Source organism: Pseudoalteromonas sp. T1lg24 (genome assembly GCF_002964745.1).
GTDB lineage: Bacteria > Pseudomonadota > Gammaproteobacteria > Enterobacterales > Alteromonadaceae > Pseudoalteromonas > Pseudoalteromonas spongiae.
On the sequence record NZ_PQCB01000033.1, the window covers coordinates 1,226,172 to 1,239,745 of the forward strand.

Consider the following 13,574-nt stretch of genomic DNA (forward strand, 5'->3'; position numbering starts at 1 on the left):
GGTTTAGTCCTCGTTTTTCATCGCAAGTTCTGCAACAGGCTTTGCAGGCTTGATATCGCTTGTGAGTGCTGCGTTGGCAAGTTTCATCCCTACTTTAGGGCGCTTAATATTAGACGCGATAATTTGTTCATTATCGCCTAAGTCGCCTTTAACAATTAGATCACGGCCCTCTTCACGCAGTACTTCAACGCTGCGATATACCAGCACGCCGTCTTCTAACACGGCAACTTTACCATCTTTAACAAGGTGTGACTTAACGCGGCTTACGCCTTCAATTGATAAGCCTGAAATTGCTGCATTTACATAAGAACCATAGCGCAGTGGCGTATTGTTAGATTCTAAACCATATGGGTCTTTAATTTCTGCGACTAAATAAGACATTCGGCTTTTGTTATCCACTTGGCCTTCGCTACGTACAATTTTTGCTTGCCAATGGTGTAGTTTGCCTTGGTAATTTGTAACAAGATCAACCTCAGCGTTTAAACCGCCTTGCATTAAGAATTGTAATTCTTTATCCGCAACAGGCAGGCGCACTTCGGCAAAATCCGTGCTACTTAATTCGCCGATTGGGCTTCCTGAATTTACTACTGAGCCAAGGGCCACTGAGCGCGCGGTAATTATCGCATCGTAAGGCGCTTTGATGTAGGTACGCTCAAGGTTGCGTTTTGCACGTTTAACACCGGCTTCTGCTGCGCGGTAGCGCGCAACTTTTTCCGCAAGTTGTGGTTTACGCAAATAAAGTTCGGTTGGCACAAATTCGTTTTTGGCACTTTCTTTAATACGTTCCCATTCGGATTCGGCAACGCGTTTTTGTGCGCGTTCTAATTCAAGTGCAGCGCGCGCTTGCGCGAGACTTGCTTCTGCTTCTGTCAGCGCTGCTTCGTAATCGTTTGGATCGATACGGGCAATCACTTCGCCTTGCTTAACAAAGCCACCTTTAACAAAGGCATTTGAAATTTCAGTTACTTGGCCGGTTACTTGCGCAGTAAGTGAGGTTTGATACTTAGGGTTAACTAGCCCGTAAGAATTAACGTTTAGTGTGATGGTTTCAACACTGTTATCTTCAACGACAACAACTGGAATTGAATCTTTTTCTTCTTTTTTTTCCGGTGGCTTTTTCATTGCACCTAAACCTGCTGCAACGCCAACTGACCCTAGCAAAACAGCTAGGGTGATCCCGGTGAGTTTTAATTTGCTCGCCATTGTAAATCCCTACATTTTTCTATTGATGACGACGTTACTATAGAGAAGAGAATGTTTACGAAGATGAGCTAGATGTAACAAACTATGTGTGATTTTTGATAATGATTTTTAATACGCTTATAAGTATATGAAATACCTAGTTTCTAAATGTTATCTAAAGATAACCTAAAAACATGTTTTGTTACACTTTATCAGGCCGTTGGCACTTGAAGTGACGCTATCGCAAGCCTAAGCAGAATGTTTTATAATGCGAGCCGAGAAACAAAAGGGGTTTTAAACGTGGAGTGTCGATTAGGATGTGGTGCGTGCTGCATCGCGCCAAGTATTTCATCATCAATACCGGGTATGCCAATGGGTAAACCTGCGGGTGTGCGTTGTGTGCAACTGGACGAAAATAACTTATGTCGATTATTTGGAGATAAAACCCGCCCTAAAGTCTGTTTAGACTTTAAGCCGACACATGATGTGTGTGGTGACACCAATGACGATGCAATGAAAATTATTAGCTATCTTGAAGGTGCAACCTAATTTCGCTTTCACTAATTGGACATGCCCTTAATAACAAAAAAGCCATCATTGATGGCTTTTTTGTGTCCGCTTATCCTACATTAATTCAGGTGGGAAGTTTGATAGAATTTCGGCGATCAGCTCGTTAGCTGCTTTTGTACGCTGTTCTGGCGATTGATTTTTAGTTAACTTACCGCCTTTTGCGCCGCGCCAAACAAGGGCTTTTTCATTGCGATCAATAACATCTAATACCAGCGTTCCTACTTCATATTCGCGAGTTGATGTATGGGTTTCCATTCCTACACCCCAGTAACCCCAGCGCGCGCTGTACGGGTAACCCATACCGGTATTGTATGAAATGGTGTCGGTACTAATTTTCTTTTCAACTGATGCGTGGTAGTTAATCAGTACGTCAGCTGAGTCGGTTGATGTTTGGGTAAAGCCTTTCGCTTTTAATTCTCGTGCAACTGCTGCACGCACACGTTGTTCCATTAGCGGGCTAATTTGGTAATTAGTGGTGTTTTTAGCAAGATCGGCGTTATCAACAAAGGCAAATGTTTTATAGTTTGCAAAATTTGCTGTGCGGTCATAGTCCCAATCAGGGGTTTTTGCACAGGCAGCTAACAGTAACACGCCACATGCGATTAGTAGGTTTTTCATAATCAAGCTCCTTGGCCAGCTAACGAAGTTGTGTTTTGTTTAAGAAAGATAACATAGATTTTAGGAACTGTAATCTCTATGCTAATGGTAAGACTACAGTTTTTATCTTAATAGACAATGAATAGGGATAAAATGAATAACAATTGGACAAAACAGGCATTTGCTAAAATTGCCGCCGATTATACCCGCTCAGCGGATACCCATTTAATTCCATTTAATTTAACGGCATTTCCTCATATTGAGTTTTATTTAAAAGATGAAAGCACGCATCCAACAGGCTCACTAAAGCATCGTTTAGCACGCTCATTGTTTTTATATGCGCTTAGCAATGGTTGGATCAATGAAAATACACCGATTATTGAATCTTCAAGCGGTTCAACGGCGGTTTCTGAGGCATATTTCGCAAAATTACTAGGTTTACCTTTTATTGCAGTTATGGCAAAAACCACTGCGAAAGAGAAAATAAAGCAAATTGAGTTTTATGGTGGAAAATGCCATTTAGTTGAAAATACCACACAGATTTATGCCGAATCACAACGTTTAGCAGATGAGCTTGGTGGCCATTATATGGACCAATTTACCTATGCTGAGCGGGCAACCGATTGGCGTGGTAATAATAATATTGCTGAGAGTATTTTTTCACAAATGGCTAAAGAGCCAAACCCTATTCCACGCTGGATAGTGATGAGTCCAGGTACCGGCGGTACATCGGCAACAATTGGTCGTTACGTGCGCTATCAAGGTGTTGATACACAGTTGTTGGTAGTAGATCCAGATAACTCGGTATTTTATGACTTTTATAAAAATGGTGATAACACGCTGACAAATCAAACGGGTAGTCGCATTGAAGGCATTGGTCGCCCGCGAGTAGAGCCCTCATTTGTACCTGGTGTGATTGACGATATGTTAAAAGTGCCTGACGGACAAAGTATTGCAGCGATGATGTGGCTAACCAAGTTGCTCGGTCGAAAAGTTGGCCCTTCAACAGGCACTAATCTTGTTGGCATGTTACACCTAGCAAAACAAATGCATCAAGCAGGGCTGTCGGGCTCTATCGTAAGTTTGATTTGTGATAGTGGCGAGCGTTATTTAAACACCTATTACGATAACGATTGGCAACAAGGGCATATTCCGATAGATACTAACTATCAAAATTGGCTCAGTACCTTGGTTTAGTGCATTTTTTTGCAATTATGTTTTTAACTGTTCAAAATAAGCCGCTTATTGCGTGCTGAGAATAATAATGAACGATTCAATTTATACCATTATCCCGCCGATTGTGGCTATATTAGTTGCCATTTGGCGCAAAAGTGCAATTCAAGCTCTAGTAGTTGGGTTAGTACTTACATACTTTATGTCATCAAATTTTGCGCCATTAACAAGTGTCAGCGCGATGACTACAGGCGTGATTGATGTCGCAACATCCACCTATAACCAACGCATTATTATATTTAGTTTATTGATTGGTGCGGTGCTTGCGCTGGTAAATGCCAGTGGTGGTGTGGCTGGCTTTATTAATGCGCTGAATAAAAAGCATTGGGTTGATAACGATAGAAAAGCCGCGATGGTTCCGACTTTGATCGGGTCGTCCATTTTTACCGATACTAATTTGAGTATGTTTACCGCGGGTCTTGCGTCCCAAAGTATTTTTGATAAATACAAATTATCGCGTGCGCGTCTTGCTTTTATTCTCGATTCTACCTGTTCGCCAATTAGTATTTTATTGTTGATTAATGGCTGGGGCGCATACATTTTAGGCTTGCTTGATGGATATAATTTATCGGATGAAGTGGGCGTTTTGATTAGCACCATAGGTTATAACTTTTATCCGATTATCGTTATTTGTGTGGTGTATTACACGGCGTTAAGCGGACGCGTGTTTGGCCCTTTAAAAACAGCCAGCAGCAAGGTCGAATCAAAATTTGAACAAAATGATACGATTGGCAAAGCGCGATACCTTGTTATTCCGATGCTTGGTATTATTTTTATTACCTTGGGTTTACTCTATTACACAGGTGACGGAGACTTACGCCGCGGCAGTGGCTCGTTCTCGGTGCTTTGGGCTGTGGTGACGAGTTACCTTGTACTTGTGTTGATGTTGTTACTTGATAAGGTGTTCTCAATTAAACATCTGTTATCGCACAGCCTGAAAGGTATTAAAAACTTAGTGCCAGCGGTTGCGGTGTTAGTGTTGTCGTTTGCCTTTGGCGATGCGGTAAAAGCCTTTGGCACAGGCACTTATGTTAGCGGCCTTATGAGCTCTGAAGTATCAATGCTTTGGATTGCACCGTTACTGTTTATTACTGCAGGTATTATGGCATTTGCTACGGGCACTTCGTGGGGAACCTTTGCCATTTTATTCCCAATTGCCCTACCTATTGCTTTACAAACAGGCATTGAGCCGGCGTTTTTATTAGCAGCCGTTTTGGGCGGCGGGGTATTTGGTGATCATGCTTCACCAATTTCAGATTCGACTATAGTGGCGTCTATCGCCAGTGGGTGCGATCATATTGAGCACGTGAAAACCCAGTTACCGTATTGTTTGGTGATTGCTGCAATCAGTTTATTACTGTACGTTGTGGTAGGCAGTTTTATAATTTGATCTGGATTTGGCATAACAAATTATCAAGCTAGAAGGTTTAAACCAAAAAATCTATCTATGACAAATTGGTAGTTAACGTATGAAGCCAAGTTCAGGTTATTTAGTATTTTTAGCGAAGACACGGAGGCCGTATGCAACACGAAAAAATAAATTATCTTGAGTTTCCAGCCAGCGACTTATCACAGGTAAAAGCCTTTTTTAATGCGGTTTTTGCCTTTGAGTTTACCGACTACGGGCCTGAATATACCGCGTTTAATAATGCCGGTATTGATGGTGGCTTTTATTTAAGTGACAACGCTATGACGGTAGCTAAAGGCTCAGCATTAGTGGTGTTTTACAGTGCAAATTTGGCTGAAACTCAAGACAAAATTACCGCAGCTGGCGGTAAAATTGTAGTGGAAACGTTTGAGTTTCCAGGTGGAAAACGTTTTCACTTTAGCGATCCTTGTGGCAACGAATTTGCTGTGTGGAGCGATAAATAACACACTAACTCTATAAATAACGAGGCATACTTAAATCAAATAAAGTGTGCCTCGTTTTTGTATCTTATTTATGGATGCGCCGCAGCGCCACCGAACTCGCTCGCTAGATGGTTGATAATAGCTACTGGGTCGGTGATGGTGCGCTTATTTTCTAGAATAAGCACTGGCAACCACTGATTTTCTTCGCCAAGTAATTCAACCACTTGCTGTCTTGGTTTAGCAAAATCAATGCGGCGAATATCCAGGTGTTCTTGCCAATGCGGATTAAACTGTAGTGCACCTTCTATCATCGCGCAATGAGAACATACCCACATTTTTCCGGGTCCATCTTCAAATGGCATAGTTAAAATAAATAAAATTGGTTTCAATGTTTACTCCGTTAAATCTGAACGTTTATAACCATTCAAGGTTATCGTAAGGGCTGAGTTCAAGTGCTTGTAGGCGTGTTTTCAACGAGCCGACATGCACTTCTAATTGGTGACCATCGGGGTCTAAAAAGTAAAGCGAGTCGCTTTCACTTTTATTATTCTTCCAAAGGGGAATATTGTGCTCAGCTATCTGCGTTCTGAAGCTATCAAAGTCCGCTTTAGCAATATCAAATGCAATGTGCGAATAGTCAGTTCGGGTTGAAGGTGTATCAACACTTAGGCAAAACCATAAATCGCCTACAGATAAGTATGCGCCGCGTTGCCATTTCACATGCCCTTTGAAACCGAGTACATCGATGTAAAATTCAAGGGAGCGAGCTAAATCGCTCACCGCAATAGTGATATGATTTAAGCCTAAAATCATTTTGGCCAACCTATAATTGGTTCTGTTATCAGCGATTTACTATAACAAAATGATTATTGGCTGGCGCTAGTTTTTTCATCAACAAAGCTTGCATTAGATGTTAAATCTTCACCTAAGTAGCCAGCTAACAAATTCATCATGGTTGTTGGGTTATCCCCTTTGGCAATATGCATCACACCATCACGCACTAAACACATATGATGCTTTATCTCTTCTGCGCGCTCGCCCAGTTTATTAGCGAAAGGACCTGTGATGCCATTGGCAATCAATGCGCCATAAAGGGTCGTTAATAACGCGACTGACATTTGCGGCCCAATGGTTTTTGGGTCGTCCATTGCAATTAGCATCGCAACTAAGCCAATCAATGTCCCTATCATGCCCATAGCAGGTGCAAGTTCGGTAAAACTGTTCATTACTTTAATGGCATCGTTGTTATTTTGGCGCGTATGCAAAATATCGCGATTCATTGTAAATTCAATGGCTTCAGGGTTATGACCATCGACCAGTAAGTTAATTGCTTTAGCCATAAACGGGTCGTTTATCGGTTTTTCTTCTAACCCTAAAAAGCCACTTTTACGGGCAATTTCAGCTAATTCAACGAGTTCATCCATGGTGTTGAAGAGATCGGGCGTGGTTTTAGAAAATACCCATTTAATGTGTTTTATCGCTGCAATAAATTTAGATAAGCGATAACTTAGCATTACCGCACCTAAGGTGCCGCCAAGTACAATGCAAATAGACGATAGATTTGCGTATGCCTCTGGTGCTGCGCCGCTGGCAAAAATGCCAAAAATCAATGCTAAAATGATGATTGAAAGGCCAAAGCCACTTGCTGAATCCATGGGTTTTCCTAAAAAGACTGAGAAGGTTGAAGTTCGACTGCGCTTCCTTGCGAAATTGCAATTTCAACGCGGCGATTTTTAGCTCTATTTTGTTGCGATGTGTTGGGCAGCAAAGGCTTGGTATCGGCGTAAGCCGCTATATGCAAGCGGTTACTGTTAAGATGACTTGAGCCAAGTAAGGTTTGTAGCACGGCATTCGCTCGCTTTGATGATAACTCCCAGTTATTGGCATGCAGTTCATTACTCACGTGCAAGTCATCACTGTGGCCAGATACGGAAATTTGCCCCGGAATACGCACGAGTTGCTCAGCTATCGTCGTTAAAATGGGTTTGAATCGCGGTTGCAAAAAGCTTGAACCAGACGGAAAACTGCCGCGCTCGTTTAATCGAATAATCAGTTGCTGCCCAAGCATTTCAAGTTCAATTAGTTCGTTGTCAATTTCGCTTTTAAGTAAGTGCTCTAAGGTTTCTTTTAACTTTAGATTGATTTTAGCTACATCACTTTCAGCTTTTTGCGTTTGTAAGTCACGTTGTTCATTTTCAGTTGTAAGCTGTTGCACAGATTTTATTGGTGTGGGTTCTGGTTTTCCAGGCGAAAACTCGGTAGCGATAACAGATGTGCCTTTAGGTATATCTTCTAACATTACTTCTGATTGCACACCAAAGGCTTTTTTCATTGAGCCCGCAATGTGTTTAAACTTTTCGACATCCATCACTGAATAAGATAACAGCAATACAAAAAAGCACATCAGAAGCGACATTAAATCAGCAAACGTCGTCATCCAATTAGGCGCACCTTTGGCTTTTTCATCTACAAATTCGTGGTTTTCCATGACGATACTTCTTGCGTTATTTAACTGTTGGATTGCCACACTTTGTTGTGTTCGACGTGTAAGCGTTTCGCAATAAAATAACAGCTTGGCAGCACTAAATAGAACACATTGAGCAACATACAAGCCAGTACAGGGCCAGTTTGCGTTGCCGCGTAATCGTGATTGCTAAGTAAATACATACCGTACAAGTAGGGCACACACACCATTAATAAAGACGCGATGCAAAGTAGTCGCATTGATGCGGTTTTACTTAAATAACGAATAGCAAAGAGGGATGCTGTCGCCATCATCACAGCCGGAACATCAATAAACAGTTTTATAAACGACCAAATGCCATCATCGACACTTTTCATCACATATTCAGGTGTGCCTGACCAAAATGCCCCTTCGAGTAAAGCGAGGTGGATATTGCCATTTAACAGTGAGTGCCAAAAACCGTCACTAAAGCCATCAACGTTATCCATGCTACTTAACCACATTACCAAGAGGGCAATAATTGTAAAAATGCTAAGTCCGATACTAAAAATAACGCCTTTAATAACATTCGCGTTAGTAACTAGGCGATGAAATGCCGTTTGAGCTGAAAGATAGGTTTGATGCCAAAACCAGCAATTTGCCATTGATGGGTTTTGCGTTTGCAGTAGAGAATATTCTTCGTACAAGTCGCCTAATAGGGCATTTTGATGGTGTTTTGGTGTAAAGCGCGCAATTAGCCAAGCAGCGAGCTTAGGTGGATTTACATTGTTTTTAGCCATGGTGTTCACCGTTTATACTTCAAAGGGCTGATTTGGCACGTGCTGCCAAAGGGTATCCATAGCATCTTTTGCCCGCTGTAACGCTTTTAATCCATCATTCGTTACTTTAAAAAAACGCTTTGGGCGGCCGCCACGCTCAGGCGTTGCTTCTCCTAGTTTTGATGACACTAGGCCCTTTTTTTCAAGCCGTTCAAGGGTGGCGTAAAGTGCACCCAGAGCAACAGTGCGTTTAATTTGTTGGTCTAAAAGTTGACGAATAGCCGCGCCATAAGCGTTCTCTTTTAGTTGTAATAAGGCGAGTAAAACCATTTGTTCAAACTCACCTAAAAATTTATCACTTTTACCCACTAACCACCTATGGACACTATCAAGGCTTAATTTACTACAAAATAGTTTTTTAAACTGAAAGATGCAAATGGTTTTTACTATTTTGTAGTAAAAAATGGCAGGCAAGCTAAAAGCGTGGTTTTAAAAGTAACGTGAGTTTGGGTTAGAAGTTGAAAAATTACTTCAGAGTATCAAACGCTCAGCATAAAAAAACAGGTGCAATGCACCTGTTGAAGGGGAGGGTGTTTTAACCTCACAATAAAACGTAAATGTTACGTTTTAATTAACCAAGCTGCGCCATAACAGTTGCAAGTTCATCTGCAAGTTCATCATTGGTAATTTGACCTTTTTCTACATCAAAGTTATCGAAAAAGCTTGGTAGTGAAAAACTACCTTTAACGTCCATCGCAAAGAAACCTGCTGAGCCTGCTGCTGCGCCTAATACACTTTGTGCGCCGCCAGGGCCTGGTGATGATGCCATTAATACAACTGGCTTATCTTGGTACACTTTCATATTAATGCGTGATGTCCAATCGAATAGGTTTTTATACGCCGCTGTGTAAGAGCCGTTATGCTCAGCAAATGAAATTACAACGGCATCTGCGTCGCCAATTTTTTTGTAAAAGGTTTGTGCTTGCTCTGGAATGCCACCTTGTTGTTCACGATCTTGGCTGTAAATTGGCATTTCAAAGTCGTTTAAATCTAAAATCTCAACTTCTGCATCTACTAATGATGATGCGTATTGTACTAGTTGCTTGTTAATTGACTGGCTATTGTTTGTTGCTGCGAATGCTAATAATTTCATAATGCTCTCCGACACGAATTCTAATTAAGTAGTTACCTTGACTTGTTGAATATAAGGTTATATTAATTCCTTTACGATATTAATACTTATAAAATTAAAATACTGTTTCCATATGGCTAATAATATATTTGATGGTATTCCCATTTTTGTGCAAGTGGTAAAACTGGGTGGTTTTGGTGCAGCTGCTGAGGCGATGAATCACTCAAACTCCCATGTTAGTAAAGTAATCAGTAAGTTAGAAGAGCGTGTAGGCGTGCGCTTATTAAATCGAACCACACGCTCTATTTCACTTACGCCTGAGGGGCAAGTGTTTTTTAATCACTGCGAGCAGCTGGTGAATGATACTGAGCAGGCATTGCAATCGATCTCACCAAGTGATGAAAAACCGAAAGGCAGTTTAAAAGTGAGCTGTCCGCTTGGTTTGAGTAAAGGGTTGTTACAGCCTGCATTGTCGGAATATTTATCGCTTTATCCCAATGTCAGTTTAGAGTGGAATATCAGTGACGAAAAAGTCGATTTAATTAATGAAGGTTACGACCTAGCTATTCGCGCAACGCCCGCGCTGGATGATTCTACATTAATTTGTAAACGTTTAACCAGTTACCCAACTTATACGGTAATCAGTAAAAAATACATTGAGCGGTATGGTAAACCTCATCACCCGCGTGAGCTGTCCAATCATCACTGCATTTGTTATAGCAATTTAAAGAAGGCCGATAAATGGGACTTTATCGATAAAAATGGCAGCGAGTTTACGGTGCCTGTTAAAGAACGTATTCGCAGTAATAACGGCCATATGGAATTGGCTATGGCGTTAGACGGCCATGGTATTGTGCGCCTGCCCGAATTTTTCTTAGCTGAGGCGTTGCAGAATGACGATATTGAAGTACTGTTTACCGATTTTCCAACGACGGAAGTTCATGTGTATGCGGTATATCCGAGTCGTAAGCATTTATCGCCAAAAGTTAGAAAGTTTGTTGAGCTACTACAAGAAAAGCTAACTTGAGAGACCGACAGCCACTAATTTTTGATCTGAAATAACAATCGCTTAAATAATTTGTTCCCTTTTTGAATGAGATGCGGTTTACTGGTTTTAGTGAGTGCGAATTGATAAAGCGAGTTCATAAACTTAAGTAAAGGAGAGTACGTTATGAAATGGCATTGGATGATAGCAGGCGCTGTTGGGCTTACACTTACAGGCTGTTTTTCAGAAAAACCAACACAAAGTGAGGCAGTTTCAAAACCGCTTGCAGTAACAGCAGCCGATAGAATTTACTTTGGTGGTGACATATTAACTATGGAAGGTGATACGCCTCAATACGCAGAAGCAATCGCAACCCTTGGCGAAAAAATCATTTTTGTCGGTGATAAACAAAGTGCTATGGCGCATAAGTTTGGTAAAACTGCACTGATTGATTTAAAAGGTAAAGCACTGTTACCGGGGTTTGTTGACCCGCATAGCCATGTTTATGGTGTAGGGCTTCAAGCCGTGGTGGCCAATGTTTTACCGCCGCCTGATGGAAAAGCAAATACAGTAGACAGCATTATTGAGATATTAAAAGCGGCTGACCAAGAGCAAACGCAACGCTTATTTATCGAGAAAACAGGTTGGATTTTAGGCTTTGGTTATGACGATGCAGAACTTGACCGCTATCCTACTAAAGAGGACCTGGACAAGGTAAGTACCGACAAGCCGGTGTTGATTGTGCATACTTCGGGCCATTTAAGTGTGGCAAATAGTAAGGCGCTCGAACTAAGCGGAATTAACGCAGAGTCACCTAACCCAGAGGGCGGTGTTATTCGCCGTATTGAAGGTAGCAAAGAGCCAAATGGCGTGCTCGAAGAGAACGCGCACTTTGCGGTGTTATTCAGCTTAAATCAATTGATAGACCAAGATTTACAAGATGTGATGCTTGAAGCCTCGCAAAAAATGTATGCGAAATTTGGCTATACTACGGCACAAGAAGGGCGCGCGACTACCGAAGGTTACGAGGCGCTCAAACGCGCATCAACCAAAGGGCAACTGCTAATAGATGTTGTTGCATATGCCGATATGGTAACGAGCAGTGACTTTATGACTTCGTTATACAATGCGCCAACGTACACAAATCATTTTCGCATAGGTGGTGTTAAGTTAAATTTTGATGGTTCACCACAAGGCAAAACAGCGTGGTTAACACAACCCTATTTTCATCCACCTCATGGGCAAAATAATGAGTATGTTGGCTACCCAACATTTAAAGATGAAACTGCCTACAACTATGTCGAAACAGCTTTTAAAAATGATTGGCAAGTATTGACCCACGCCAATGGTGATGCGGCAATTGAACAATTTATTACTGCTGTAGAAAAAGCTAACAGCAAACTTGGCAAAAAAGACCGTCGCCCGGTATTAATTCATGGCCAAACAATACGACAAGATCAAGTAGCACGATTAAAAGATGCAGGTATTTTCCCAGCGCTATTCCCAATGCATACCTTTTATTGGGGCGATTGGCATCGCGACTCGGTGTTAGGTCTTCCGCGCGCTGATTTTATTTCGCCGACTAACGCTATACTCGATGCGGGAATGGTTTTTAGTAGCCACCATGATGCGCCTGTCGCACTGCCAAGCTCTTTTAGAGTATTGGATGCCACAGTAAATCGCACTACGCGCACAAATAAAGTGCTTGGACCCGATCAGCGTGTAGATGCCTACACAGGTTTAAAATCAATGACGCTTTGGCCTGCCTATCAGCACTTTGAAGAACACAGTAAAGGTAGTTTAAAAGAGGGCAAACAGGCCGACTTAATCATTTTGAACAAAAACCCGCTTAAAGTAGCACCTGAAACGTTAAAAGATTTACAGGTGATTGAAACCATTAGCCGCGGTGACACCGTTTATCGTCGTAGCGAGTAAAACTCGCTATTTATAGGTTATGTAACACGGTTGAATCTAAAATTATTCGCTCAATAATCAACCGTGCTCATAATGTTTAAGGCGGGTTACGAGTACGATGACTCACTTATGGCATAGTGAAATAAGACTTATTTCAGTTGAAAGATAAAATACGGTAACACACTATTTTTAAAAAAATTAATCAATGTAAGGAAACATTCCAATGACAAAAATATTAGCCGTGCTGGCCATTTTTACTGCTTTTACATCATTTACCATAAGCGCAGAAGTAAAAAAGCAAGATGAAAATACACAGTTTTGCTACGACGATAAACAACATAAATACTCGCAAGGTGCGGTGCTTAAAAGTGAAAATGAGAAAGTATTACGCTGCGTGTATACCTACGATAAGCCGTCAGACACTAAAAAATTAGCGTGGGTGGAAATTGTAAAAGCAGACTCAAAATACTCATTGGCAATTAAGCAAGCCGATAAATAAATGCGTGCACCTTTTTAGCACTTATTAGTTTAATATTTATTGGGTGTTAAGAAAACGATAAGAGTTGATTCGAGTAATGCGTGTAAACACGTTAACAATCGAATTTAAGGTAAACCAGGCACAATAAAAAAGCACTTTGCGCCAAGCTAAGTGCTTTTTTAATTTAGAGAGTTTAGTGCCATAAATAACCCCTTATGTGTTTAAGCTATGTGTTAAATTATTTAAACACGAGGTAGCTTGCGCCAATTAATGTTCCTGTTACCAGTGCTAATGTCATGCCCGCAGTAATCAGGCTTGCAACAACAAATGTAGTTAAACCTGCCGTAAATAATAAATCAAACGCATTTGAAGTGTTCATATCGCTATTCCTATTGTGTGTTAAGTAAAGC

At 41.3% G+C, this 13,574-nt stretch carries 17 protein-coding genes; 7 read left to right on the forward strand and 10 right to left on the reverse strand.

Features of this window, described 5'->3' with window-relative positions; translation table 11 throughout:
* Nucleotides 1-3: 3 nt before the first annotated feature.
* On the reverse strand, nt 4-1,203 hold the full coding sequence (locus C2M30_RS17720; RefSeq protein WP_105172686.1) for an efflux RND transporter periplasmic adaptor subunit: 1,200 nt from the start codon (nt 1,201-1,203) through the stop codon (nt 4-6).
* Between the two features lie 237 nt (nt 1,204-1,440).
* Here C2M30_RS17720 and C2M30_RS17725 point away from each other — a divergent pair, with 237 nt between their 5' ends.
* The gene (locus tag C2M30_RS17725; protein WP_105172687.1) at nt 1,441-1,731 is read left to right on the forward strand and encodes a YkgJ family cysteine cluster protein; all 291 of its coding nucleotides are present in this window, start codon (nt 1,441-1,443) and stop codon (nt 1,729-1,731) included.
* Nucleotides 1,732-1,806: 75 nt separating this feature from the next.
* On the opposite strand, the gene C2M30_RS17730 is transcribed toward C2M30_RS17725, so the two are convergent.
* The gene (locus C2M30_RS17730; RefSeq protein WP_010558856.1) at nt 1,807-2,370 is read right to left on the reverse strand and encodes a DUF4136 domain-containing protein; all 564 of its coding nucleotides are present in this window, start codon (nt 2,368-2,370) and stop codon (nt 1,807-1,809) included.
* Between the two features lie 132 nt (nt 2,371-2,502).
* Between C2M30_RS17730 and C2M30_RS17735 the strand changes: the two genes are divergently transcribed.
* From C2M30_RS17735 to C2M30_RS17745, 3 genes are all read left to right on the forward strand, one after another.
* Nucleotides 2,503-3,546, forward strand: coding sequence for a PLP-dependent cysteine synthase family protein (locus C2M30_RS17735; RefSeq protein ID WP_105172688.1), 1,044 nt, complete (start codon nt 2,503-2,505; stop codon nt 3,544-3,546).
* A gap of 67 nt (nt 3,547-3,613) precedes the next feature.
* Complete coding sequence (locus tag C2M30_RS17740) at nt 3,614-4,972, forward strand: Na+/H+ antiporter NhaC family protein (RefSeq protein ID WP_105172689.1); 1,359 nt, start codon at nt 3,614-3,616, stop codon at nt 4,970-4,972.
* 131 nt (nt 4,973-5,103) lie between these two features.
* Nucleotides 5,104-5,454 (forward strand): VOC family protein, encoded by a 351-nt coding sequence (locus C2M30_RS17745; RefSeq protein ID WP_105172690.1) that lies wholly within the window; start codon nt 5,104-5,106, stop codon nt 5,452-5,454.
* Nucleotides 5,455-5,522: 68 nt separating this feature from the next.
* Here the strand turns inward: C2M30_RS17745 and C2M30_RS17750 are convergent, their stop codons facing one another.
* The 7 genes from C2M30_RS17750 to C2M30_RS17780 form a co-directional block, all read right to left on the reverse strand.
* Nucleotides 5,523-5,822 (reverse strand): DUF3088 family protein, encoded by a 300-nt coding sequence (locus C2M30_RS17750; protein WP_054980165.1) that lies wholly within the window; start codon nt 5,820-5,822, stop codon nt 5,523-5,525.
* Nucleotides 5,823-5,847: 25 nt separating this feature from the next.
* Complete coding sequence (gene fos, locus C2M30_RS17755) at nt 5,848-6,246, reverse strand: fosfomycin resistance glutathione transferase (protein WP_105172691.1); 399 nt, start codon at nt 6,244-6,246, stop codon at nt 5,848-5,850.
* Between the two features lie 53 nt (nt 6,247-6,299).
* Nucleotides 6,300-7,088, reverse strand: coding sequence for a motility protein A (locus C2M30_RS17760; RefSeq protein ID WP_105172692.1), 789 nt, complete (start codon nt 7,086-7,088; stop codon nt 6,300-6,302).
* An 8-nt stretch (nt 7,089-7,096) separates the two neighbouring features.
* Nucleotides 7,097-7,921 carry a flagellar motor protein MotB gene (locus C2M30_RS17765; protein ID WP_105172693.1) on the reverse strand — a complete coding sequence of 275 codons (825 nt, stop codon included), beginning with the start codon at nt 7,919-7,921 and terminating at the stop codon, nt 7,097-7,099.
* A 20-nt stretch (nt 7,922-7,941) separates the two neighbouring features.
* Entirely contained in the window at nt 7,942-8,676 is a 735-nt protein-coding gene (locus C2M30_RS17770; protein WP_105172694.1) for a hypothetical protein, read from the reverse strand.
* Between the two features lie 12 nt (nt 8,677-8,688).
* Complete coding sequence (locus tag C2M30_RS17775) at nt 8,689-9,024, reverse strand: PadR family transcriptional regulator (protein WP_010558865.1); 336 nt, start codon at nt 9,022-9,024, stop codon at nt 8,689-8,691.
* A 262-nt stretch (nt 9,025-9,286) separates the two neighbouring features.
* Nucleotides 9,287-9,808, reverse strand: coding sequence for an NADPH-dependent FMN reductase (locus C2M30_RS17780; protein WP_105172695.1), 522 nt, complete (start codon nt 9,806-9,808; stop codon nt 9,287-9,289).
* Nucleotides 9,809-9,920: 112 nt separating this feature from the next.
* Between C2M30_RS17780 and C2M30_RS17785 the strand changes: the two genes are divergently transcribed.
* The 3 genes from C2M30_RS17785 to C2M30_RS17795 all read left to right on the forward strand — a co-directional run bounded on the left by C2M30_RS17785 (nt 9,921) and on the right by C2M30_RS17795 (nt 13,185).
* The gene (locus C2M30_RS17785) at nt 9,921-10,814 is read left to right on the forward strand and encodes a LysR family transcriptional regulator (RefSeq protein WP_105172696.1); all 894 of its coding nucleotides are present in this window, start codon (nt 9,921-9,923) and stop codon (nt 10,812-10,814) included.
* A gap of 144 nt (nt 10,815-10,958) precedes the next feature.
* Nucleotides 10,959-12,707, forward strand: coding sequence for an amidohydrolase (locus C2M30_RS17790; protein WP_105172697.1), 1,749 nt, complete (start codon nt 10,959-10,961; stop codon nt 12,705-12,707).
* A gap of 202 nt (nt 12,708-12,909) precedes the next feature.
* Nucleotides 12,910-13,185, forward strand: coding sequence for a DUF1496 domain-containing protein (locus C2M30_RS17795; protein ID WP_105172698.1), 276 nt, complete (start codon nt 12,910-12,912; stop codon nt 13,183-13,185).
* A gap of 217 nt (nt 13,186-13,402) precedes the next feature.
* Here the strand turns inward: C2M30_RS17795 and C2M30_RS21555 are convergent, their stop codons facing one another.
* Nucleotides 13,403-13,543 (reverse strand): hypothetical protein, encoded by a 141-nt coding sequence (locus C2M30_RS21555; protein ID WP_158523471.1) that lies wholly within the window; start codon nt 13,541-13,543, stop codon nt 13,403-13,405.
* Nucleotides 13,544-13,574: the final 31 nt, after the last annotated feature.

Bases quoted from the DNA above. Each gene is read 5' to 3' on its own strand.
- C2M30_RS17720 (WP_105172686.1), bottom strand. From the start codon at position 1,203: ATGGCGAGCAAATTAAAACTCACCGGGATCACCCTAGCTGTTTTGCTA.
- C2M30_RS17725 (WP_105172687.1), top strand. From the start codon at position 1,441: ATGTTTTATAATGCGAGCCGAGAAACAAAAGGGGTTTTAAACGTGGAG.
- C2M30_RS17730 (WP_010558856.1), bottom strand. From the start codon at position 2,370: ATGAAAAACCTACTAATCGCATGTGGCGTGTTACTGTTAGCTGCCTGT.
- C2M30_RS17735 (WP_105172688.1), top strand. From the start codon at position 2,503: ATGAATAACAATTGGACAAAACAGGCATTTGCTAAAATTGCCGCCGAT.
- C2M30_RS17740 (WP_105172689.1), top strand. From the start codon at position 3,614: ATGAACGATTCAATTTATACCATTATCCCGCCGATTGTGGCTATATTA.
- C2M30_RS17745 (WP_105172690.1), top strand. From the start codon at position 5,104: ATGCAACACGAAAAAATAAATTATCTTGAGTTTCCAGCCAGCGACTTA.
- fos (WP_105172691.1), bottom strand. From the start codon at position 6,246: ATGATTTTAGGCTTAAATCATATCACTATTGCGGTGAGCGATTTAGCT.
- C2M30_RS17760 (WP_105172692.1), bottom strand. From the start codon at position 7,088: ATGGATTCAGCAAGTGGCTTTGGCCTTTCAATCATCATTTTAGCATTG.
- C2M30_RS17765 (WP_105172693.1), bottom strand. From the start codon at position 7,921: ATGGAAAACCACGAATTTGTAGATGAAAAAGCCAAAGGTGCGCCTAAT.
- C2M30_RS17770 (WP_105172694.1), bottom strand. From the start codon at position 8,676: ATGGCTAAAAACAATGTAAATCCACCTAAGCTCGCTGCTTGGCTAATT.
- C2M30_RS17780 (WP_105172695.1), bottom strand. From the start codon at position 9,808: ATGAAATTATTAGCATTCGCAGCAACAAACAATAGCCAGTCAATTAAC.
- C2M30_RS17785 (WP_105172696.1), top strand. From the start codon at position 9,921: ATGGCTAATAATATATTTGATGGTATTCCCATTTTTGTGCAAGTGGTA.
- C2M30_RS17790 (WP_105172697.1), top strand. From the start codon at position 10,959: ATGAAATGGCATTGGATGATAGCAGGCGCTGTTGGGCTTACACTTACA.
- C2M30_RS17795 (WP_105172698.1), top strand. From the start codon at position 12,910: ATGACAAAAATATTAGCCGTGCTGGCCATTTTTACTGCTTTTACATCA.
- C2M30_RS21555 (WP_158523471.1), bottom strand. From the start codon at position 13,543: ATGAACACTTCAAATGCGTTTGATTTATTATTTACGGCAGGTTTAACT.